The sequence below is a fragment of the Flavobacterium nitrogenifigens genome (assembly GCF_003254565.1).
GTDB classification, from domain to species: Bacteria; Bacteroidota; Bacteroidia; order Flavobacteriales; family Flavobacteriaceae; genus Flavobacterium; species Flavobacterium nitrogenifigens.
Map to the genome: position 1 here is coordinate 181474 of NZ_QJRI01000180.1, position 23912 is coordinate 205385.

Consider the following 23912-nt stretch of genomic DNA (forward strand, 5'->3'; position numbering starts at 1 on the left):
TTAGGCCTTAAGCTATTAGCTGTAAGCAGTAAGTAATAAGCCTAAAGCCTATTGCCTAAAGCCTAAAGCTTATAAATAATCGTAATAAATATTGGTTAAATACAAACCATGTGCTGGGACAGAAAACCCTGCTTTTTCTCTGTTTTTGCTGGCAATAATATTTTCAAAATCTGCCAGTGTAATTTTGTGCAATCCTATATTAATCAAAGTCCCAACAATGGAACGAACCATATTTCTTAAAAACCGATTTGCCGAAATGGTAAAAATCAGTTTTCCGTTTTCTTGTTTCCAGAACGCCTCAAAAATCGTGCAATCAAATGTGTTTACATCAGTATTAACTTTTGAAAAGCATTGAAAATCGGTATGCTTTAATAATAATTGCGCCGCTTCATTCATCAAATCCACATCTAGTTTTTGCGTCACATACCAGCTCAATTCCTGTAAAAACGGATTTTTAACGGTATTGATGTGATATTCGTAAGTTCGTTTTGTTGCGTCAAAACGACAGTGTGCATCATCGTGAACTAGTTTAATATCAAAAATTGCAATGTCTTTTGGCAAATACGAATTCAGTTTATAAACCAAAATCGGAATGTCCAGAGTTTTTTCTGTATCAAAATGACCATACATTTCACTCGCGTGCACACCAGTATCCGTTCTTCCAGCACCCATAATGCTGATAGTTTCATTTAATAAAACCGAAAAAGCCTTATTTAAAGTTTCCTGAACTGAAGAAGCATTTGGCTGTATTTGCCAGCCATGATAATGTGTTCCGTTGTAAGCGAATTGAATAAAATATCTCATTTTAAGGGACAGAGGTTCTGAGTGGCAAAGGTACAATTTTTAGTGGCAAAGTTACAAAGGTTCAAAGTAACAGAGGTTTTTGGGTTGTTTTTATCTGTAGAGACGCACTGCAGTGCGTCTAACTTTTTTAGTGGCAAAGTTACAAAGGTTCAAAGTAACAGAGGTTTTTTTGGTTGTTTATATCTGTAGAGACGCACCGCAGTGCGTCTAACTTTTTTAGTGGCAAAGTTACAAAGGTTCAAAGCAACAGAGGTTTTTTGATTGTTTATATCTGTAGAGACGCACTGCAGTGCGTTTCACGCCCGATTGGAAAAATTGTACTTATATATAGGTATACTGTTTTTAATGTATTTTAAATCAATAAACATCTATTTCGATAAAATCTAAAAACAAAAACTTAATCCCATTGCATCTTAGCGTCTCAGAAACTTTGTTAAAATCCGTTAAAACCCAAAATGCAAATCATAGTTTGTCCAGCTAAAAATCGTGTCAGAAATTGACAATTCCAACGATATAATCGAAACTATTTTTTAATATTTTTAGTCAGAAATTTCCAAATGTTAAATTTTAAAATTTTTCATTTTAACACTTCGTATTTCTCCTATGTTTGTATCACTAAATATCAAAAACTATGAATGAAATTACCTCTTATTGGTGGATACTTTTAATTGTATTTGCCATTCTTTTTTACAAATTTATTTTGCGCGTTTTCTTCGGAATGGTGATTGTTCCCGAAGATAAAATTGGTTTAGTAACCAAAAAGTTTGTTTTGTTTGGCGCAGACAAATCATTGCCCGACGGCCGAATTATAGCAACAAAAGGCGAAGCGGGCTATCAGGCCAAAACACTTGCTCCGGGGTTATACTGGGGAATGTGGATTTGGCAGTATTCAATTGACATGACTAGTTTTACATTAATTCCAGAAGGAAAAATTGGACTGGTTTTAAGTAAAGATGGAAAAGAAATTCCGACAGGAAGAATCTTAGCTAGAAAAGTAGAAAGTGACAACTTTCAAGATGCAACAGCATTTTTAGACAACGGCGGACAAAAAGGACGTCAGACTGCTTTTATTACAACTGGATCGTATCGTATCAATACGTTTTTGTTTGAGATTGTAATTACAGATCAAATCAAGATTTACGAAAACATGATTGGTATTGTAACAGCTCTTGATGGTGAACCAATTCCGCAAGGACAGATTGCAGGTAAATTTGTAGATAGCCATAACAATTTTCAGGATTTTGATAAATTCCTTGAGCATGGCGGAAACCGTGGTTTGCAGCCTCAAGTTATGTTAGCGGGTTCTTACTACATTAATACTTGGGGAATTTTAATTGAGCAAAATCCAATGACAGATGTGCCAATTGGTTACGTTGGTGTTGTCATTTCTTATATTGGAGAAGATGGGCAGGATGTTACAGGAGACACTTTTAAACACGGAAATATTGTTTCAAAAGGGCAGCGTGGTGTTTGGATGGAGCCTTTCGGGCCAGGAAAGTACGCTTTGAATAAATATACTACTAAGTTAGAACCTGTTCCGACAACAAACTTGGTTTTAAACTGGGCTAATGCTAGAAGTGAATCGCATGATTTAGATAAAAACTTATCTACAATTACAGTTCGTTCAAAAGACGGTTTCCCTTTCAATCTTGATGTTGCACAAATTATTCACGTTCCGGCGGCCGAAGCGCCAAAAGTAATTGCACGTTTTGGAAGTATGAACAATTTAGTTTCTCAGGTTTTGGAACCGACAATTGGTAACTATTTCAGAAACTCAGCTCAGGACAGCGATGTGATTTCGTTCCTTACAACTAGAAAAGAACGTCAGGAATCGGCTAAAAATCATATTAAATTAGTTCTTGATGAATATAACGTAAATGCAGTCGATACCTTAATTGGAGATATTGTTCCGCCAGATTCGTTAATGAAAACTTTGACAGACAGAAAATTGGCCGAAGAAGAACAAAAAACATATCAAACCCAAAAATTGGCACAAGAACAGCGTCAGGGAATGGAAAAAGAAACGGCAATTGCTGATATGCAGAAAGAAATTGTACGAGCTTCGCAAAGTGTTGAAATCGCACAACGTACTGCAGATGCAACTGTTAAGAAAGCAGAAGGAGATGCAACAAGTTTAAAACTGAATGTAAATGCTGAAGCAGAAGCTACAAAAATGCGTGCAAGTGCTGAAGCAGAAGCGACAAAAGCAAGAGCAGGAGCACAGGCTGAAGCAACAAGACTGAATGCAAGTGCAGAAGCTGAAAAAATCTCAAAAACTGGTTTGGCTGAAGCGGAGAAAATTATGGCGATTGGTAAATCTACTGCAGAAGCATATCAATTGCAAGTTAGTGCAATGGGCGGAGATAATTTTACCCGTTATAAAGTTACCGAAGAAATTGGTAAAGGAAATATCAAAGTAATTCCAGATGTATTAATTTCAGGAAACGGCGGTTCTGATGGTTCAATCAGTGGTTTATTAGGATTGAAATTGATGGAAATGATGGATACCAAAGATTTAAAAGAAGGTAAAAATCAAAATACTAAGAAATAAATTAGCTCAGAAAAGACCTGACAGGTTTCTAAAACCTGTCAGGTCTAATAATTTACAAAAATCCGATCTGTTTTTCAGATCGGATTTTTTATGTTTATAAAGAAAATAAAACTTTATGAAAGACGCACTGCAGTGCGTCTCTACAGAAAAACCTTTGTATCTTTGTTACTATGAACCTTTGAACCTCAAAAAAATTGACCAAAATCCTACTTCTCTCAGACACCCACAGCCACATCGATGATACCATTTTAAAATATGTTGCTCAGGCAGATGAAGTCTGGCATGCCGGAGATATTGGGGATTTGAGTGTTACAGATGCTATTAAAAAACTAAAGCCATTGAGAGCGGTTTACGGAAACATTGATGATGCAAAAGCAAGATTAGAATTTCCGTTAAATAATCGTTTTTCATGCGAAAATGTATCAGTTTGGATTACGCACATTGGAGGTTATCCCGGAAAGTACAATCAGAATGTTAGAGAAGAATTGGCTTTGAATCCGCCGAAATTGTTTATCTGCGGGCATTCGCATATCTTAAAAGTTATGTTCGATAAAAAGAATAACTTATTGCACATGAATCCCGGTGCGGCAGGAAAAAGCGGTTTTCATAAAGTAAGAACTATGCTTCGATTTGTAATTGATGATGATAAAATCAAAGATCTGGAAATTGTCGAAATAGGAGCAAAGTAATTAATGCGGCAACGGAATCTCGATTTTTATTTTGGTTCCTTGGTTTTCTTTTGAAACAATAGATAAAGAGCCTTTGTATTTTTTGATTCGCGCTCTAATTCTGTTTAAGCCAAAGCCTTCAACATCTTTTAATTTTTGAGTTTTAAAACCAACTCCATTATCATGAATACGCAGAATTAATTGGTTTCCCTTTTCATTTAAAGTAAGTTTTGCTTTGTGGGCATTGCTATGTTTAGTGATATTGCTGAACAATTCACTTACAATAAAATAAATTTTCATTTCGAATTTTTCAGCGTACCGCCTGCTGGTCGGAACCGAACTTGAAAATTCAAATTCGATGGCAGAATTGGAGTTTTTTTCGCATAAATCCTCTAAAGAATAAATTAATCCAAAACGCACCAAAAGCGACGGAACAAGATCATGAGACATATCTCTTAAGAGCTCGTGAGCCTCAGATAAAATAGTTTTTGCTTTTTGTATTTCATCCGATTTTATATTGTTCTGAGCTGTAAATGTATTTAAATGCAATCCAGCAGAAGATAATAATGAATTGATATTATCATAAAGAAAAGAAGCAATTTTTTTGTGTTCTGCCTCTTGAGAATCAATGCCAGAATTGATGATGTCGAGAAGGATTTTCTGTTTGGTGTCTTTTCGTTTTATTTTTTGCTTTAGTTTGTTGTTTTGATACAAAAAGTAAAACAAAAGAAAAACAATGATGGTGAGTATGATAGATAAACTAACAATTTTTTTATTTCGTAATTTTTCTGATTTGCTAATAGATTTAAGAACGGTTTTATTATCAACTTGAGTTTGAGTAGCCTTTGTGTTTAGAGTGTCTTTTGGCTGTGCACGACTAGTTCCTTTAACAGCAAAGAAAAGTAGTAAAGCGATAAAAAAACGGAAAGCAGACATAAAAGCAATAGTTAAGGATTAATGAGATTGTTTTTAAGAGCGTATTTTACTAAACCGATTGTGCTTTTTATATTTAGCTTTTTCATGATATTTTTGCGATGCGTTTCTACAGTATGTGCACTTATAAAGAGCTTTTCGCTGATTTCTTTTCCGCTATATTCTAAAGCAATCAAAATAATAATTTCGATTTCACGTGGACTTAAAATGGGATTTTCAATAATCGCATTATGATTCAGTTTCGGGCTGTCCATAAAGGAGTTGAAGATTTTTTCTCTTACCGCATCGCTAAAATATTCCTGTCCTTGATAAACAGCTTCAACGGCTTCGATAATATTTTCTCCTGCGCAATTTTTTGTCAGATAGCCTTTTGCACCTAGTTTCATTACTTCTTTAATAATTTTTAAATCATCGTAACTAGATAAAATGATGACTTTACAAGGCAATTGTTTTTCATTAAATTCTTTAAGGGTTTCAATGCCATCTTTTTTCGGCATGCTGATATCTAAAATTAAGACATCGGCATTGTCTTTCATAACATCTTCATAGACAGTGGTACCGTCTAATGAAGTTCCTGCCACTTCAAAGTTTGAAACGGTTTGAAGTAAATTGGATAGACCATCAATTAAGACTTGGTGATCGTCTGCAAGATGGATCCTTATTTTTGGTGCCATGATTATTTGAATTTGAAAATGCAAATTTATCATGTAAATGGCATTTTTATTATGCTCTTTAAGTCTGATTTATAATATAATAAGGCAAAAAAAAACCCGAATAAAAATTCGGGTTCTTCTTCGCACAAAATAAACTAAGTTTATAGGTTTACCTCAAACGATCAACAGATTTTACAAGATCTTCGTCCTTTTTGATGGCCTTATTAGCTAAAACTAATAACACGATAGCGACAATCGGCATGAACATCCCAATACCTTTCTCAGAGACCTCAGTCCCTCCAGATAAATTTAGTGATCGATATACAAATAATCCTAATAAAATTAAATTTAATATTATATTAAGTCTGTTTAATACAAACTGATTTTGTCTCTTTTTAAATGAAATAATACTAATAATACTAAGCATTGTTGTCAAACCTAATAAAATAGTATAAAGCTGATCCTGCATAAAAAAGAATGGTTTTCCTGCACTAGTTGTCCAAAGCGGAACAAAAAGCATTAAAATGCCAGTTGCAGCAAAAGCTAGAAATAAATATACAGTCTGAATTCTTTGTATCATGGTCTAAAAAATGTTTTACAAAAATATATTTTCTTTTTTTAAAATGCTATTGTATGATAAAATTTTATTCGTATTATTGCATCATAATACCGTAAGCACTTCATACTGCGGTCAATTCAAATTAATTATCTACCTATTCTTTTTACAGTATTCCTTAAAATAATTAAATTCATAGAACATTCATGTTTGATATTTCTGCATTAAAAGAAATGAAGCTTGCTGAGCTTCAAGAAATAGCTAAGTTAGCTAAAACAATAAAGATTACTGGTGTCAAAAAAGAGACTTTAATTAGTCAGATTTTAGCACACCAAGAGAGTACTACTGCGCCTGCTCAAGCTCCTCAAACAGAAGTGGTTTCTGATGCAAAAGAAGATAAACCAAAGCGCGCCAGAATTGCTCCAGCCAAAGCAAAAACAGCAAATACCAAAAATGCACCTGTTTTAGAATTTGATAAAGTAGAGGAAACTGTTCAAAATAATGAAACTGCAGAAAAAGTGGAGCCAATTGCAGAAACGGCAACAGAAGCAGTACAGGAAAATAAGCCTGCAGCAGGAAAAAAAGAACCTAAAGCGGTAAAATTTAATAAGCAGGCATACGAGAAAAAAGTAGCTCTTAAAAAAGAGAAAGAGGCAGTAAAAGAAGTAACTGCTGAAGAAGTTGCAGAATCAACTCCATCAGAAACAATTAATTCTGAGCCAACAGCAGAAACTGCTGAAAAAACTACACAATCTCCTGCAAAAAAGATTAATCCGAATCAGAATAAAAATCAGAACCAGAACCAAAATCAAAACCCGAATCAGAACCAAAATCAGAACGGGAATGGCAATGGAAACGGAAATCACAATAACCAAAACCCTAATTACAAGAATAAAAAGAATAATAATAATTTCAGAGATTCTGATTTTGAATTTGACGGGATTATTGAAAGTGAAGGCGTTCTAGAAATGATGCCTGACGGTTACGGATTTTTACGTTCATCAGATTATAATTATTTAGCTTCTCCAGATGATATTTATTTATCAACTTCACAAATCAGATTATTTGGTTTAAAAACTGGAGATACAGTAAAAGGAGTGGTTCGCCCTCCAAAAGAAGGTGAGAAGTTTTTCCCATTGGTTCGTGTGTTAAAAATTAACGGACACGATCCGCAAGTGGTTCGCGATAGAGTTTCTTTCGAACACTTGACACCAGTTTTCCCTTCAGAAAAATTCAAACTAGCCGAAAAAGGCAGTTCTATTTCAACCAGAATTATAGATTTGTTTTCACCAATAGGTAAAGGTCAGCGTGGTATGATCGTTGCACAGCCTAAAACAGGTAAAACAATGCTTCTTAAAGATATTGCAAACGCAATTGCAGCCAACCATCCTGAGGTTTACTTAATTGTTCTTTTGATTGATGAGCGTCCTGAGGAGGTTACCGATATGCAAAGAAGTGTTCGTGGAGAAGTTATCGCTTCAACTTTTGATAGAGAGCCACAAGAGCACGTAAAAATCGCTAACATTGTATTGGAAAAAGCAAAACGTTTAGTAGAATGTGGTCACGATGTTGTGATTTTATTAGACTCTATTACACGTTTAGCAAGAGCTTATAATACAGTTCAGCCAGCATCTGGGAAAGTATTAAGTGGAGGTGTTGATGCCAATGCATTACAAAAACCAAAACGTTTCTTTGGAGCTGCGAGAAATGTAGAAAACGGTGGATCTTTAAGTATCATCGCAACTGCATTAACAGAAACTGGTTCTAAAATGGACGAGGTTATCTTCGAGGAATTCAAAGGAACTGGTAATATGGAGTTACAATTAGATCGTAAGATAGCTAATAAACGTATTTTCCCTGCAATCGACCTTACGTCATCTAGTACACGTCGTGATGACTTATTATTAGACGAGAAAACATTACAAAGAATGTGGATTATGCGTAAATATCTATCAGATATGAACCCAGTAGAATCTATGGATTTTGTAAACGATCGTTTCAAGAAAACGAAAAATAATGAGGAGTTTTTGATTTCGATGAATGACTAGTTAAAGTTGTTAAGGTTCTGAGATGCTAAGATGCTAAGTTTTTCTAGCTATGAGTAAATTAGTAAATCAAAAAATATATAAAAAAAGGATGAGTTTTACTCATCCTTTTTTTGTTTTTAACACTCCTAAGAGAAAACTTAGAATCTTAGCATCTCAGAACCTTAGCAACTTATTTTTTATCCACTACCGGTCTATTTTCTCTATTAGCCAAATCCCAAGCTACTACAAAAGCCAGTTTTGTTCTTTTGGTTAAAGCATCATATTCAATTTTTTGAGGTTCGTCACCTTTTCCGTGGTAATCTTCGTGAACTCCGTTGAAGAAGAAAACAGCTGGAATACCGTGTTTTGCGAAGTTATAGTGATCAGAACGTTCATAGAAATGGTTTGGGTCTTTAGGATCATTAAATTTAAAATCTAAGTCCATTTTAATGTATTTCTCGTTTTGAGAGACAACCGCATTGTGTAAATCAGATGATAATCTGTCAGCACCAATTACATAAACGTAGTTGTTTGTATTTGAATGCTCAACATCACGGCGTCCGATCATGTCAATATTGATATCCGCAATGGTGTTTTCGATTGGAAATAATGGATTTTCAGAATAATAACGTGATCCGTGCAAACCATGTTCTTCACCAGTTACGTGAAGAAATAAAATAGAACGTTTCGGACCGTGGCCTTGCTTTTTAGCTTTAGCAAAAGCTTTAGCCATTTCTATAACCGCTACAGTTCCAGAGCCATCATCATCAGCACCGTTGTAAACTTCGCCATCTTTAATACCCACGTGATCGTAGTGTGCAGAAATTACTAATACTTCATCTGGTTTTTCTGAACCTTCAATGTAAGCCCAGATATTTTCAGAATCTGGAAGATTTTGATTACGTCTTGCATTCATAAATGCAGCGGGAACAGGCTGGTAGAAATCTTTAGCTCCTTTTGGAAAAGAGATCCCGCTTTTTTTGTATTGCTCGATCATATAAAGACCTGCTTTTTTCTGTCCTTTAGAACCAGTTTCACGGCCTTCCATTTCATCAGAAGCAACAGTATAAAGCATTTTTTTAAGATCTTTTTCGCTGATGGCTTTTACGTATTTTGTTGGATCCGAATTGTCTTTGGCTGTAGTTGACTGCGTAGTTTTACAAGAATACGCAGAGACAATTAAGAATAAAATGAGTATTTTTTTCATTCTAGTAGTTAGTGTAAATTAATAAATGTGTAAAGAACGTATAAAGTGAGTAAAAATAGGATAAAAAGAGAATTTATTATAAACAACAAAAAGCTTTTTATAAAAGAAACTATTCTCGACTCGCCATAAAAACGGTGGTGTGCAGGGTAAAAATAATAGCACATCCAAATGGTTCCTGCAAAAGTGATAATACCAGAAATAAAAGATAATGGACTATCCTCTCCGAAAAGACCAATCACTCTGTCAACAATAAACATGATGAGAAAAATCAGTAAGAGGAAAGAAAAATAGTGGAGTGTGAAAATTCCGTGATCAAAATAATACCATCTCTTTTTGTTGTGGAAAAGCCACAGGAAAAAAGCAAAAAACGGCATTATTATAAAGAGGATTTTAGGAAGATTATGAAAGAACGATTCAACGAATTTTTCATAAATCTCTTTTTTGGTGTATTTCTCCGTGACGTGACTTGCTTTTTCAATAATCCAGTAGGAGCTAGCATTGAGCTTCTCATTTTCTTTTCCGTATTTCTGAATAGAATCAATTTTCCTCATATTTAAAAAATGAAAGTACTTTTTGTCTTCTTTTTTAATATTCAGGTCTTTAGTAGCTTTATCAATTTCCTTATTTAATTCCTTTTCGCTTTTATCAATATCACCGCTGATTTTGCTTGGAAACATGGCAATCAATAAAAAAGTAATAAAACTTATAAAAATGTAAAGTCGAACAGGAGCTAAATAAGACAAACGCCTTCCTGAAAGATATTCTTTGGTAAGCGTTGAAGGCTTGAACAGCAGATTTTTTATGGTCTTCCAAAATGCATTTTCGTAATGCGTTAAATCCTCAAAAAAATGAACAAATAAATGATGGAAAGTCTTTCTAGAATCACTATTTTCTTGTCCGCAGTTAGGGCAGAATTTTTGTTCTACAACATGTCTGCAGTTTAGACAAGTTTTGTCTTCTCTAATTTTATTATGTGACATTAGTTTATATTAATTGATTTGTTTTTGGTAGTTTTTTAAGTGTTATTTATTTGAAATTATTTTTTCAGGACTTCATTTAAGAAAAGCTGTAAATGGTCAAAAGATCTTTTTGCGGCAATAGCATTATATGCAGCGCCTTTAGAGTTATCGCTTCCAGCTTCAGGGTTTGTAAAAGAGTGAACAGCATTTGCATAATAAATCATTTCCCAGTCTGCTTTGCCATCACGCATTTCCTGCTGAAAAGCAGCGATTTCGTCTTTTGAAACAAACGGATCATCAGCTCCATGGCAAATAAGGACTTTTGTAGAAATTGGTTCGTTTTTTCTACTTGCATCTTTTCCTAAACCACCGTGAAAGGAAGCAATACCTTTTACATTCAAATGTCCACGGGCTGCTTCAAGAACTCCGCTTCCGCCAAAGCAATAACCGATTGCCACAATATTGTCTGCATTAGCTCCAGATTTAACCAATTCTTTCAAAGCAGCATCAATACGTTTTTGGTAAGCTTCAAAATTTGTTTTGTAAAAGCCAGCCTGTTTTCCTGCTTCACCTGTATTTTTAGGATAATTTCCTTCGCCATAAATATCAGCGATAAAAACATGATAACCCAGTTTAGATAATTCTTCTGCAATTCCTTTAGAAGCATTATCAATTCCTAGCCATGCTGGAAGAAGCAAAATGCCTGGATTATTGGCGCTTTTTTTAGCAGATTTTATAAATAAGCCGTTTAGTTGCTGGCTTCCTTCTGTGTATTTTACTGGTTTTAATTGCGCATTCATAAGATTTGAGAATAAGATTGCACTGAATAAAATGATTATGGAGTTTTTCATGATTTCTTCAATTTTTAACAAATATCAGAAATATTATGTTACAAAAAAACCTCACAAGTAAATTCTTGTGAGGTTTGTAGCCTATATTTTAAAAGAAAATTTTTTCTCTTACAATGATATGTTTCGTTTAAAAGCACAGCCCAATTCTACAATAGAATCGGTCTTGTCTATACCTGGAATTCCATCGATTTTTTCGTAAAGAATACGGCGCATGTGTTCGTGATTTTTAGCAATGATTTTGATGTAAAGCGTAAAAGAACCAGTTACATAATAACATTCGGTAATCTCAGGAATTTCTTTAAGCGCATCAATAATTCTTTCAGAATCAGAATCTTTGTTTAATGTGAGTCCAGTAAAAGATGCCCAGTCGTAGCCTATTTTCTTTTCCTGAATAATGGGTTTAATACCGCCAATTACACCTTGTTCAATCATTCTGTTAATACGCTGATGCACCATTGTATTTGATATTTTAAGATTAGTGGCAATAGCAGAGAAGGCCATTCTTCCGTCTTTTTCTAATTCTTTAAGAATACTAATATCAAATTCGTCTAATAATTCCATTCAGTAAAAATCGTTTTAAAATTGAGTCTTTTGCGATTTATAAAAGTAATTCTTTTTTTTAATAAAATATCATTTAATCATACTTCTCAAAAAATAAATATGCTTTTTTTTGAGTGATTAAATTTAAGTTTTGACTTTTATTTTGTTATATTTAAGTCAAAATATTGTTTTTTAAATTGTTATTTGTTTAATTTTAATATTTTTGTAGAAATAAAAAGCATATTATGATAAGTACAGAAAAAACACTTTCATCAAAATCAGAAGTTTTGATTGAAAAAGAAAACAAATATGGAGCTCATAATTACCATCCGCTTCCTGTAGTTTTAGAACGAGGAGAAGGCGTTTATGTATGGGATGTTGACGGAAAGAAATATTATGATTTTTTATCTGCTTATTCTGCAGTAAATCAAGGTCATTGCCATCCTAAAATTGTAAATGCAATGGTAGAACAGGCGCAAAAACTGACTTTGACATCTCGTGCTTTTTATAATGATAAATTAGGAAACTACGAAGAATATGTAACGAACTATTTTGGTTTCGATAAAGTTCTTCCAATGAATACAGGTGCTGAAGCAGTTGAAACAGCCTTAAAAATTTCAAGAAAGTGGGCGTATGAAGTAAAAGGAATTCCAGAAAATCAAGCGCAGATTATTGTGTGCGAGAATAATTTTCACGGAAGAACTACCACTATCATTTCATTTTCTAATGATGAAACAGCACGCAAAAACTTCGGACCTTTTACAGATGGTTTCATTAAAATTGAATATGATAATCTAGAAGCGCTTGAAAACGCTTTAAATTCATCAAAAAATATCGCTGGATTCTTGGTTGAACCAATTCAGGGTGAGGCAGGAGTTTATGTTCCTTCTGAAGGATATTTAGCGAAAGCGAAAGCACTTTGCGAAAAACACAACGTGCTTTTTATTGCCGATGAGGTACAGACAGGAATCGCGCGTACAGGAAAACTGTTAGCAGTTCATCATGAAAATGTGCAGCCTGATGTTTTAATTTTAGGAAAAGCCATTTCTGGCGGAGTTTACCCAGTTTCGGCTGTTTTGTGTAATGACGAAATCATGAATGTGATTAAACCCGGACAGCACGGTTCTACTTTTGGAGGAAATCCAGTTGCGGCAGCAGTTGCCATTGCAGCTCTTGAAGTGATTAAAGACGAAAAACTGGCTGAAAACGCAGAACGTTTAGGAGTTATTTTAAGAGACGGATTAAATAAAATCGCTGAAAAAAATAACTTAATTACGCTAGTTCGCGGAAAAGGTCTTTTGAATGCAATTGTAATCAACACAGACGAAGAATCTGATTTAGCTTGGGAAATTTGTTTGAAATTTAGAGATAACGGATTATTGGCAAAACCAACTCACGGAAATAAAATCAGACTGGCTCCACCTTTGGTAATGACCGAAGAGCAAATTAATGAATGTCTTGATATTATCGAGAAATCTTTGAATGAGTTTAAATAATTCTTTCTAATAATTTAAAAATAAAAAGCAGCAAATTACTTGCTGCTTTTTTTGTAGACCATTTTTGTTTTAAAAAGCGACTGCTACACTAACAATCGCTTTTTGTTATAATTACTAAAATATCAAAAAAAGTAATTATTTTTTTGGAGCAGCACCAGGAATTAATTCTCCTTTTTGTTTGAATTTGCTGTATTCTACAACTCCTGTTTTATCTGCCCAGTCAAAGTATTTTGCCGAAAGATCATTTACAATTCCAGGATTTTGAGCTGCCACATTTGTAGTTTCTCCTCGGTCTGTTTCAAGATCATAAAGTTCCCATTGGTAAGACGGATAAATTGAAACCAATTTCCATTTGCCTTCACGAACGGCTCTGTTTCCAGCTCTTTCCCAAAATAAAGGTGCGCCACGATTTACTTCGGAAGCATTGTCGAATAATACAGGCAATAAACTTTTTCCAGGAAGCGGATTAGAGTTTATCCCATTTAAAGCTTTAGGATATTCAATCCCGACCAATTCATAAAAAGTAGGAGCAAGATCTATAATATGTCCAGTTCCTTTATCGATTCTTCCTGCTTTAATTTTGGATGGATACCAAGCAATAAATGGAGAACTGAATCCGCCTTCGTGCATATTGTTTTTATAATCCTGCAAAGGTGTATTCGATAAATACGCCCAATTTTGTTCTTGATAATCAAAAGAACCAGAAGAACCTACAGGTCCGTCATTTCGAACCAAACCTCTCCCTAACGGATTGTAGGTATTAAATCCGCCTTGAGCGCCATTATCAGAAATAAATATAATTAGTGTGTTTTTATCCTTTTTCAATTCTTTTAGCTTGTTCAAAACTTTACCCACATTCTGATCCATATTGTCAACCATTGCAGCATAGACTTCCATTTTTGCTTTCCAGAATTGTTTCTCATCATAAGTCAGTTTGCTCCATTCTGGAACTTCAGGATCTCTTGCCGAAACAGTTTGATTTGCTGGTAAGATGCCATTAGCTTTTAATTTCTCAATTCGTTTTTCTCTTAAAACATCCCAACCTTGATCAAATTTGCCTCTATATTTTGCAATATCAACAGGTTTTGCCTGTAATGGCCAATGTGGAGCTGTAAAAGCCAAATACAAAAAGAAAGGTTTGTTTTCTTTGTTTTGTTCCTCTAAGAAAGTGACCGCATTATTACCAATTTCATCTGTAAAATAATAAGAATCATCTTTTGGGTGGAGCTCTTCATTATTACGAATTAATTTTACAGGATAAGGCGTTTTTCCAAAAGGCAAAGGTTTGGTGTCAAAGTAATTAGAAGCTCCTTTTAAGATGCCATAAAATTTATCAAAACCTCTTTGGTTAGGCCATTGTGCTTGATCTTCAGAACCAACATGCCATTTTCCTGATAAAAGTGTGCTGTATCCGCCTGATCGAAAAACTTCACCTAATGTCAGAGATTCTTTGTTTAAGTAGCCTTGATACGCTGGCAAACCCAGATTGACATCAAAAAAACCTACGCCAGCTTTATGCTGATATTGTCCCGTTAATAATGAAGCTCTCGTAGGCGCGCAGATGGAATTATTGTAAAATTCGCGAAGGCGTGTTCCTTCTTTTGCTAATCGATCTAGATTTGGAGTGCTAATTTCGGAGCCGTAATTTCCTAAATCTGAATATCCCATATCGTCTACCATAATCAAAATTATATTTGGTTTTGATGAATTATTCTGTGCATTCGATTGGTAAAAACCAACCGTTCCAGATGCAAGAAAAGACAGTAAAATGTTTTTTAGTTTGGTATTCATGGTATTGTTTTGTTGTTAATTTTCATTGGTTTTTTATTTATTGAAAAGTAAAAAAGCAATGAAAAGGGTAATAATAATGTTGAATAATTGTGCAATTAAGAAGGCAAATAAAGGTGTCCTACTATTGTTTTGAAGTAAATCTTTAAAATTGGTTTCTAGGCCTATACTTGTAAAAGCTAATGCAAACCAAACTCCCTGTAGATTTTTCAGATTGTCTTTGACAGTATCTCGAACTTCTGGGCTTATAAAAAAAGAAAATAGGATAGAGGCTAAGATAAAACCGATAACAAATTTAGGAAAACGTTCCCAAATGACTTTTAAAGTCGGTTTAGATATTGTTTCAGAGGAATTGTTATGGGTGTAAGTCCAATATATTGAAATTGCAAAAGCGGCTAATCCTAATAGTACATTTTGCGAAAATTTTACAATTGTACTAATTTTTAGCGCTGTTTCTCCAACCAAAGTTCCTGAAGCCACAACTGCACCAGAAGTATCAATGCTTCCTCCAAGCCAAGCACCAGTTACCTCTTCTGGGAAATTAAAATATTTAGCAATAATAGGCATGAAAATCATCATTGGAATTGCGGTAACCAAAACAATCGAGATTACATAAGATAATTTTTTTGAATCGCCTTTGATCGCGCCAGAAGTTGCAATTGCTGCCGAAACGCCACAGATTGAAACGGCACTTGAAATCATCATGGTTAATTCGTCGTCGACTTTTAGTTTCTTGCAAAGCCAGAAGGCAAAATACCAAACCGACAAAACCACTATTAAAGCTTGAATTAAACCTAATGAACCTGCTTTAAGAATATCCGAAAAAATCACGCTTGTTCCCAGTAACACCAATCCGATTTTGACAAATAATTCGGTTGATAAAGCAGCACGAAACCATTCTGGAAGTGTAAAGAAATTGCCAATTGCTAAACCAATTATCAAACTGAAAATGACTGCTTCTAGATTTAGTGCTTTTACCTCAGAATTTCCTGCAATGATTAAGGCAATTATCGTTAAGAAATAAATTATAGGAAATCCCAAAATGAAATTTTTAACCGATTTTCCAACTAAGAATGTTCCAATTGTTCCGATAGAAATAAAATAAAGGAATTGAAGACCTATTGTTTGAGTGTTTTTAATTTCGAAAACATTATTTATTAAGTCTGTTCCGTTTGTCCACTTGAAAACGGGAACTTCTGGCAGAAAAATAAAGAGAGAAATTCCGATGATTAGAAAACCGAGAATAACGACGGTCCAATCTTCGTGAAGATTAAATTGTTTTGTTGAGGTTGACATTAAGGCTTGAATTAAATTCTTTAAGAATATTATTTGAATTGCCTCCAGCTTTAGCTGGAGGTAAAAGTTTTGTGAGTAAGTAAAAGGCTTTAGCCGAATCAAAAAAGTTTGGCTAAAGCCCTTCTATATTTTGAATTTTAAACCTCCAGCTAAAGCTGGAGGCAATTGATTTATGGATTTCTTCTAAAGATTACAAATCAACAAAGTACTTTTGTTTTCCAAAGTAGAATTCATAATAGGTTAAATTTGGCCAAAGCGGTTTGATTAAACCTTTTTCCCAAGTTTGCAAAGCTGTTTCTAGTTCTTTTACTTTTTCAGGATCTAGTTGTGAGAGGTCTTTAGTTTCAGATTTATCTTTCGCAAGATTATAAAGCCATTTTTCATGCGTTCTTCCGCTAATGATTAATTTCCAGTCGCCGCTTCGAACTGCTTTTGCATCGCCAGAACGCCAGTATAAATCTTTGTGGGCGATTTTATTTTCATTTACTGTTTTAACCAAATCAACACCATCATAAATTCTATCTTTTGGTAAATCTGAACCGATCGCCGCAGCAATGGTTGTGAAAAAATCTAAAGTGCTTACAGGCTGTTTATAAATTGTATGAGGTTTAATTTTTCCTTTCCACGAAAGTGCAAATGGAACATTAATTCCGCCTTCGAAATGAGAAAATTTCCCGCCTTTAAGTGGAGCATTTGTTGTAGCAAAAGTATAATCGGCACCGCCATTGTCACTTGCAAAAATGATTAAAGTATTGTCTTCTAATCCTTCTTTTTTGACTTTTTCGCGAATTCTTCCAATGGCATCATCTAAGGCACTAATCATAGCAAAATAAACACGTTTGTTTTCGTCTTTTACATTTGGAAATCGATCATAATATTTTTTGCGAACCTGAAATGGCGTGTGAGGTGCATTGAAAGGAATATAAAGCAAGAAAGGTTTGTTTTTATTTTTATCAATAAAAGCTTCCGCTTCTTCCGCAAATTTTTCGGTTAGATATGCTTTTTCATCAATAACGGTTGTATCCCGACGAATTTGTCCAATTCCAACCCGACCTTTTCCCCAAATGGTTTTATCGGTAAAATCTTTGTGATGATGATTAATAATATCTGGATTATCATCTTCTGGAGTATAAAGAGAGAAAGCCTGATAAAATCCGTAATGATAATCGAAACCACGATCTAAAGGAAAAAATCCTTTGTTGTGACCCAAATGCCATTTTCCAATTATTCCTGTGCTGTAACCTTGTCTTTTTGCCAAATCTGCAAAAGTGATTTCCGATTTTGGAAGCCCTTGCGTTGCAATAGATGCATCATTTGGATATTCGATTTTGTCATTCAGTTTCCAATTGTCTGTTTCAATTAAATAATTAAAAGCATAATATTCCAGATTGTTTTTAGGATAGCGATCGCCCGGCTGATATTCATGCCCAAAACGTTCCTGATATCTTCCTGTAATTAATCCCGCTCTTGATGGCGAACAAATTGATGCAGAGGCGTAACCGTCTGTAAAAGTCGCGCCTGATGCGGCAAGCGAATCGATTTGTGGAGTTGGAGTCGATTTTCCGCCGTAGAGCGAAATATCGAATTTTCCTAAATCATCTGCCAGAAGGATAATGATATTGGTCTTTTTTCCAGAAATAGAATCTTTAGGTTTTGAAGCTAAAAACTCTTTTTTTCCTTCTGCTAATTTTGGATTTTCTTTGATTAAGGTTCCATAGGTATTAATTGGCCAGAATAAAAAAGCTGCCAGAATGAAAAGCGTGATTAAAATGGGGGTAACAATTTTGGTTATTTTTTTATAGTTTGTCATAGTTTGGTTTTTGGTTAGTTCGAATTGCTTTTGCCAGTATTTTGTCACCCTGAGGAACGAAGGATCACACACGTAACTCTACAAAGATTGTCGACTCCGATTAGGGAATTACGAGTGTGATCCTTCGTTCCTCAGGATGACATACTTTGCGTTGAAACTGTATAAAAGATTGTGCTTACTTAGAAGCCAATGCAACATCAACTTCATTCTTCAAGTCATTTGCCCCTTCTTTCTTAAAAATAATTTTTCCATTTTCGTATAAAATCAAAGTCGGAAAAACTTTTACAGTTTTTAAATCGGCAATTACCTGTGGACTGTCTTCTAACTCAATTTCTACGATTTTTAAGTTCGAGCCATAATCAGATCTTATGTTTTCTAAAACTGGTTTTACTTTTTTGCAAGCACCGCAGTATTTCGAGCCGATATCAACCAAAACTGTTTTATTTTCAGCAATAATTTTATTGAATTCTGCTAATGATAGTTTACTTTTTAGATTAGAATAAAAAGGTTTTCCGTTTCCAATCCAATTGGCAATTCCACCTTCTAAACTATAGGCTTCTGAGAAACCATTTTTTAATAATTCTTTTTCTAAAGCAACACTTCTTCCAGCTCCGATAGAATAGATAAAAACAGGTTTAGATTTATCTAGTTTAGCAACAGATTGCGTGTAGTTTTCAGATTGAAGATTAAAGTTTACAGCACCTACAATATGATTTAAAGCAAATTCTTCAGGAGTTCTAGCATCAACAATCTGCGGATTTTTTTGACTTTTTATTTTCGAATAAAATGAATCCAGCGACAATGAGCTGTGAATTTCATTTTGCGAAAAAGCAGCAACTGCCCAAAAGAAGGCAATTGCTGTTATACTGGTTTTTAAGATTTGATTTTTCATTTTAAGAAGTATTAAACTTGTTCTAAAACTGGAGTAGGAGTTTCTTCTAAAGCAGCCTTAGGTTTTGACGGAAGCGATAATACGCCTTCGGCAAGAGAACTGCCTTCTTTTTTAGATTTAAAAATTGGCCATAGAAACTGTGCGTACCATTCTTCTTGTTTGTATGATTTTGTTCCGAATGTTTTAGGATATTTACGTGTTATTAATCCGGTTCCGAAAATGATATCCCAGATAAAAAACATATTTCCGAAGTTTCCTTTAAAATGTCCAACACCATCTCCACTTGTATCTGCATGATGCGCTTGATGTGTTGCAGGAGTAGAAATCAACCTTTCTAAAACCCATGCAATTGGATGCAATACTTTGTATTTGTAAAAAGGTTTATCCCATGGAATGCTTGAATGCGCTCCCAAAGTGATGAAACTTTTAATTACTAAAACAAACAAAGCAGGAAGTCCTAAACCTAAATAGGTTAAAGTTGCTGTCAAATAAATTTGAGAAAAGAAAATTGTATAAATAAAATTCTGTCTAGAAGCCATCGCCATTCCCATGTACGGAGCCGAATGATGTGTTCTGTGAAAACGCCATAAAAAAGGAACTTGATGATGCAATCTATGATACCAATACTGCGTTAAATCGTCTGCAATTGCGATTAAGAAAAAGCCTCCCCAAAACGGAACCCATGATAATGAATTAGCCAAATTTGGCAATAAATATGGCAAAGCTGTTAAGCTGAAAAAAGCAATTACGGGAGGTAAAAGCAATTTTGGAGCTAAGAAACAAACAATGTCTATTTTTCGTTCTTCGCCCGTCCATTCGTCATCATACAATCCAGCGGCAAATTCTATAATTCCTAAAACGATCATAAATACCGTTAATCCCCAAGTTCTAATATTAGCAAAAACAGGTTGTACAAATTCTAAAAATGAAGGCAGTGTAATATGCGATTCGCTTACAGCTCCGCCTGTTAGTTTAAAATACAGGTAAATTGCCAGTACTGGCAATGAATAAATGAAGAAACTTATCGTTAAGTCTCTTGTTAGTTTTTCTTTTTGAACTATTGCCATGATTTCTTACTTTAAAAATTGATTTACTACTGCTAATCCGCCAGCTAAAATGGCAAGCGGAACTAAAAACAAGATTATCCCCACGACAATCTTTTTTCCTATAATTTCATAATCTACTCGTTTCATAATTATTCTTTTTATGTCCTGCAAGGTTTCCAAAACCTTGTAGGTATGTTTTTAAAGTATATGATTTGAAACCTACAAGGTTTGAAAAAACCTTGCAGGTTCTGTATTTTAGTTATTTGTTCCTCCAGGTTTAGTTGCCTGTTTAATCAAGTCGGAAACTGTTTTTCCTTTGTCAGCGCCCGTATTATGGATTCTTCTGTTGTACACATCCTGCCAGTCAATCAAAGGATATAGATTGTTTTCTTTGGCCTGTTCGTCAAATAATTTTTGAAGTTCAGCCAGTTTTTCAGGGTATTTTTTCGCCAGATTATTACGTTCGTTAAAATCTTCGTTTAGGTTATACAATTCCCAAACATCAGTATCAAAATTGCTTGGAGCAGGTTTTTCGTTGCTTCCTAAAGATTTTTTCACAGCGAAAGAATCTGGTAAATGCGCTGCAGAAGCTTTCCATCCGTCTTTGTAAATGGCTCTATTTCCAAAAATGTAGTAATACTGTACTTTGTGCAATGATTCTGCTTTCGGATTATCTAAAGAAGCTTGGAATGAAGAACCTTGAATAATGTCTTGTTTAATTCCTTTGATGTATTCTGGCGCTTTAATTCCAGCAATATCTAAAGTTGTTGGCAAAAGATCAGTTACGTGACTGTATTGGTTTCTGATGCCGCCTTTATCTTTTATTCCGTTTGGATAAAAAACAATCAACGGATTGCGAGTTCCACCTTCAGATTGTGCATCTTGTTTCCAGTTTTTAAAAGGAGCATTGGTTGCCTGCGCCCATCCTAAAGGATAATTGGTATTTAAACCTTTTGCAGTTCCGATTTCACCAATATTGTTCAAATTGCTTTGGAAGTTTTCTTCATCCGTTTTTCCTTGAGCAAATAAACTTTGGTTGATTGTTCCTTGCAGCGTTCCTTCTTTACTAGCTCCATTGTCACCAATAGCAACAAAGATTAAAGTATTATCCAATTGTCCGCTTTGTTTTAAGTAATCTACAACTCTTCCTATTTCATAATCGGTATACGTCAGGAATCCAGCGTAAACTTCCATGAATCTAGCGTATACTTTCTTTTGGTCTGGAGTTAATTTTTTCCATTCAGTGATTAAAGCATTACGATCTGGCAGTCCAGCATTTTGAGGAAAGATTCCCAATTTCTTTTGGATTGCCAAAACTTTTTCGCGGTAAACATCCCAACCTTCGTCAAATTTTCCTTTGTATGGTTCAACCCATTTTTCAGCCACTTGATGCGGTGCGTGAACAGCTCCAGGTGCATAATACAAGAAGAAAGGTTTTCCTGGCGCTGCTTTCTGCTGTTTCTGAATGTAACTGATGGCTTTGTCTGTAATCAATTCATTCAAATGACGTCCGTCAGGTTTAATATGAACTTGATCTTCTACCAAATCTGGATTGTATTGATCGGTTTGTGAACCTAAGAATCCGTAGAAATGATCGAAACCTTTTCCAGTTGGCCATCTGTCAAACGGACCTGCATCTGTAGCATCTTCGTCTGGCGTAACCCCGTATTTTCCAACTGCAAAAGTGTTGTAACCATTATCACGTAAAATCTCTGCAATGGTTCCTTTATCAGAAGGAATTCTTCCGTCCCAACCTGGGAAACCTGCTGATAGAATTGTGTGCGAAAATCCGCTCACGTGAACTCTTCCTGAATTTCTTCCAGTCAATAAAGCCGCACGGGTAGGAGCACAAATTGCTGTTGTATGGAAGTTGGTATAACGTAAACCGTTATTGGCTAGATTTTCAAAAGTTGGCGTATTGATTAAACCTCCAAAAGCACTTGAAGCTCCAAAGCCAACATCATCCAAAAGAATCCAAACAATATTCGGAGCGCCTTTTGGTGCTGTTACAGGATCTGGCCAATATTCTTTAGAATCGGCTAAAGTTTTGCCAATTGTACCTTTAAATTCTTGTTTTTCCTGCGCTATTCCCAATTGTGCAATCAGGAAAGCTGTAATCAAAAGCCCTTTCTTTGGACTTTTGACAGCGATGCTATTTTTAAAATTTTTCATTGTTTTATAGTTTTTTTAGTTAAAAGGTTCTTTTAATAATCAAGATTTTTTTAACACATAGAATCATAGTTTTTAGAACCGATAAAAAGGCGTTTCACTTATTTCAATTCACATAGCAACTATGTGTGGAGAAACGAGTTTCTTTTTTAATAATTTAAAATCTATGTTTCTATGTGTTTAATTTTTTTTAATATCCAGGATTCTGAGGTAATCCATCAGGGTTGATATTTCTCTCGCTTTGCGGAATCGGGTAAAGATTATTTCGTTCTGAAACTGAGTTTTTAGCCGTTACTTTTTTTACTTCTGTTACCAATGTTCCCCATCTTACCAAATCGTACCATCGTTGTCCTTCCTGAACAAATTCTTTTTTGCGCTCTTCTTGAATTGCCGCTCTAAAAGAGGTCTGATTTAATCCAACTAAGTCAACCGTTGGGTCTGGAGTTGTAATAGGTTTTCCAAAAGCTCTTCTGCGAACTTGATTTATTAATTCGTATGCTTCGGCAGTTGGTCCGCCTTGTTCATTTATCGCTTCTGCTAAAGACAAAAGGATGTCCGCATAACGAATAACAGGAAAGTTGATCGCTACGTTTCCTGGAGTAGCCAAATTAGATAAATCCAAGTATTTCTTGAAGATTGGTTTCGGGAAAGTGTATAGTGTTCCTGTTGCTGGGTTAAGCAATTGTTTGGCATAACTAACATCTCTTCTTTTATCTCCTGCAGCATAGATATCGTAAAATAAAGCAACGTCTGAAATGATATCTGCTGGTTCTGTTGCGGTGAATCCAGTAAAAGAAGTTGCTTGAAAAGTACTTCCGCTAGAACCGTTTCCTGCTTGATTTGGCTCAAATTGAACAGAGAAAATATGCTCTTTTCCGTTCTTTTTTGTTTTAGTGAAAATGTCTTGGAAATCTTCAAACAAAGCGTATCCGTAACCACCATTAATTACTTCTCTAGATTTTGCAATGGCATTTGGCCAGTCTTTTCTAGTTAGATATACTTTTGCTAAAATCGCTTTTGCAGCTCCCGATGTAGCGCGTCCAGCATCTGCTGCTGGATATGTTTTTGGAAGGGCTTCGGCGTCTGTCAAATCTTTTATGATCTGATTGTAAACTTCGTCAACTGTAGAACGATTTGTTTTTAAATCTCCTAAATTGATAGAAGTAGCTTCGTGCAAAACAATTGGAACTCCGCCCCAAAGACGAACTGCCTGAAAGTATAATAAGCCTCTAATAAATTTAGCTTCATTAATTAATCTGGTTTTAATAATATCTGAACCAGAAACTTTCGGGATATTATCAATAGAAACATTGGCTCTATTGATTCCGTTATAAATTTGTCTCCAAGCCACTTGAACACGATCTGAAGTTGCATCATGAGTTAAACTACTCAAAGCTCTAACCTGCGGATTGGTTGCCGAAACTCCCGCTGCCGCATAATCTGAAGCCATATCGGTTAAGAAATAAAGGTTTCTTCCAAACAAACTCTGCTCGCCTGGATCAAGGCTTAAAGAAGCATAAACAGCAGTTACACTTGCAGTAGCATCATCTTGAGTGACAAAATAATTGTCTTCGGTTACAAAAGAGGTAGGTGTTACCTCTAGATCGGCGCACGATACCAATAGGCCGGCACTTAAAAGGAATGTTATAATGATCTTTTTCATTTT

Annotated in this window: 19 protein-coding genes; 4 read left to right on the plus strand and 15 right to left on the minus strand. The window is 34.9% G+C overall.

What is annotated here, in order from left to right; translation table 11 throughout:
- Nucleotides 1–69 precede the first annotated feature (69 nt).
- Complete coding sequence (gene truA, locus DM397_RS19360) at nucleotides 70–804, minus strand: tRNA pseudouridine(38-40) synthase TruA (RefSeq protein WP_111379097.1); 735 nt, start codon at nucleotides 802–804, stop codon at nucleotides 70–72.
- A gap of 631 nt (nucleotides 805–1435) precedes the next feature.
- Here truA and DM397_RS19365 point away from each other — a divergent pair.
- Both DM397_RS19365 and DM397_RS19370 read left to right on the plus strand, forming a co-directional pair.
- A complete protein-coding gene (locus DM397_RS19365) occupies nucleotides 1436–3355 on the plus strand; it encodes an SPFH domain-containing protein (protein ID WP_111379098.1) in 1920 nt (639 codons plus the stop codon).
- Between the two features lie 194 nt (nucleotides 3356–3549).
- Nucleotides 3550–4044, plus strand: coding sequence for a metallophosphoesterase family protein (locus tag DM397_RS19370; RefSeq protein ID WP_111379099.1), 495 nt, complete (start codon nucleotides 3550–3552; stop codon nucleotides 4042–4044).
- Here the strand turns inward: DM397_RS19370 and DM397_RS19375 are convergent, their stop codons facing one another.
- The 3 genes from DM397_RS19375 to DM397_RS19385 form a co-directional block, all read right to left on the minus strand.
- Complete coding sequence (locus DM397_RS19375) at nucleotides 4045–4959, minus strand: sensor histidine kinase (RefSeq protein WP_111379100.1); 915 nt, start codon at nucleotides 4957–4959, stop codon at nucleotides 4045–4047.
- An 11-nt stretch (nucleotides 4960–4970) separates the two neighbouring features.
- Nucleotides 4971–5630 (minus strand): response regulator transcription factor, encoded by a 660-nt coding sequence (locus DM397_RS19380; RefSeq protein ID WP_111379101.1) that lies wholly within the window; start codon nucleotides 5628–5630, stop codon nucleotides 4971–4973.
- A gap of 148 nt (nucleotides 5631–5778) precedes the next feature.
- Complete coding sequence (locus DM397_RS19385; RefSeq protein WP_111379102.1) at nucleotides 5779–6189, minus strand: DUF4293 domain-containing protein; 411 nt, start codon at nucleotides 6187–6189, stop codon at nucleotides 5779–5781.
- A gap of 182 nt (nucleotides 6190–6371) precedes the next feature.
- Here DM397_RS19385 and rho point away from each other — a divergent pair, with 182 nt between their 5' ends.
- A complete protein-coding gene (rho, locus tag DM397_RS19390) occupies nucleotides 6372–8213 on the plus strand; it encodes a transcription termination factor Rho (protein ID WP_111379103.1) in 1842 nt (613 codons plus the stop codon).
- 169 nt (nucleotides 8214–8382) lie between these two features.
- Here the strand turns inward: rho and DM397_RS19395 are convergent, their stop codons facing one another.
- From DM397_RS19395 to DM397_RS19410, 4 genes are all read right to left on the minus strand, one after another.
- Complete coding sequence (locus DM397_RS19395; protein ID WP_111379104.1) at nucleotides 8383–9399, minus strand: M28 family peptidase; 1017 nt, start codon at nucleotides 9397–9399, stop codon at nucleotides 8383–8385.
- An 8-nt stretch (nucleotides 9400–9407) separates the two neighbouring features.
- Nucleotides 9408–10379 carry a DUF3667 domain-containing protein gene (locus tag DM397_RS19400; RefSeq protein ID WP_111379105.1) on the minus strand — a complete coding sequence of 324 codons (972 nt, stop codon included), beginning with the start codon at nucleotides 10377–10379 and terminating at the stop codon, nucleotides 9408–9410.
- Between the two features lie 56 nt (nucleotides 10380–10435).
- Nucleotides 10436–11209, minus strand: coding sequence for a dienelactone hydrolase family protein (locus DM397_RS19405; RefSeq protein WP_111379224.1), 774 nt, complete (start codon nucleotides 11207–11209; stop codon nucleotides 10436–10438).
- Between the two features lie 108 nt (nucleotides 11210–11317).
- Complete coding sequence (locus tag DM397_RS19410) at nucleotides 11318–11770, minus strand: Lrp/AsnC family transcriptional regulator (protein WP_111379106.1); 453 nt, start codon at nucleotides 11768–11770, stop codon at nucleotides 11318–11320.
- Between the two features lie 224 nt (nucleotides 11771–11994).
- On the opposite strand from DM397_RS19410, the gene rocD reads away from it, so the two are divergent.
- A complete protein-coding gene (gene rocD, locus DM397_RS19415) occupies nucleotides 11995–13245 on the plus strand; it encodes an ornithine--oxo-acid transaminase (RefSeq protein ID WP_111379107.1) in 1251 nt (416 codons plus the stop codon).
- A 135-nt stretch (nucleotides 13246–13380) separates the two neighbouring features.
- On the opposite strand, the gene DM397_RS19420 is transcribed toward rocD, so the two are convergent.
- From DM397_RS19420 to DM397_RS19450, 7 genes are all read right to left on the minus strand, one after another.
- Nucleotides 13381–15036 carry an arylsulfatase gene (locus DM397_RS19420; protein WP_111379108.1) on the minus strand — a complete coding sequence of 552 codons (1656 nt, stop codon included), beginning with the start codon at nucleotides 15034–15036 and terminating at the stop codon, nucleotides 13381–13383.
- 33 nt (nucleotides 15037–15069) lie between these two features.
- Nucleotides 15070–16329 (minus strand): YeiH family protein, encoded by a 1260-nt coding sequence (locus DM397_RS19425; protein ID WP_111379109.1) that lies wholly within the window; start codon nucleotides 16327–16329, stop codon nucleotides 15070–15072.
- A 190-nt stretch (nucleotides 16330–16519) separates the two neighbouring features.
- On the minus strand, nucleotides 16520–18139 hold the full coding sequence (locus DM397_RS19430) for a sulfatase-like hydrolase/transferase (RefSeq protein ID WP_111379225.1): 1620 nt from the start codon (nucleotides 18137–18139) through the stop codon (nucleotides 16520–16522).
- Between the two features lie 175 nt (nucleotides 18140–18314).
- Nucleotides 18315–19031: a thioredoxin domain-containing protein gene (locus DM397_RS19435; RefSeq protein WP_111379110.1), complete on the minus strand. Its 717-nt coding sequence runs from the start codon at nucleotides 19029–19031 to the stop codon at nucleotides 18315–18317.
- An 11-nt stretch (nucleotides 19032–19042) separates the two neighbouring features.
- Nucleotides 19043–20098 (minus strand): sterol desaturase family protein, encoded by a 1056-nt coding sequence (locus DM397_RS19440; protein ID WP_111379111.1) that lies wholly within the window; start codon nucleotides 20096–20098, stop codon nucleotides 19043–19045.
- Nucleotides 20099–20332: 234 nt separating this feature from the next.
- Nucleotides 20333–22249 (minus strand): arylsulfatase, encoded by a 1917-nt coding sequence (locus DM397_RS19445; RefSeq protein ID WP_111379112.1) that lies wholly within the window; start codon nucleotides 22247–22249, stop codon nucleotides 20333–20335.
- Nucleotides 22250–22436: 187 nt separating this feature from the next.
- Nucleotides 22437–23909, minus strand: a complete 1473-nt coding sequence (locus DM397_RS19450) for a RagB/SusD family nutrient uptake outer membrane protein (protein ID WP_111379113.1) — start codon at nucleotides 23907–23909, stop codon at nucleotides 22437–22439.
- Nucleotides 23910–23912 lie beyond the last annotated feature (3 nt).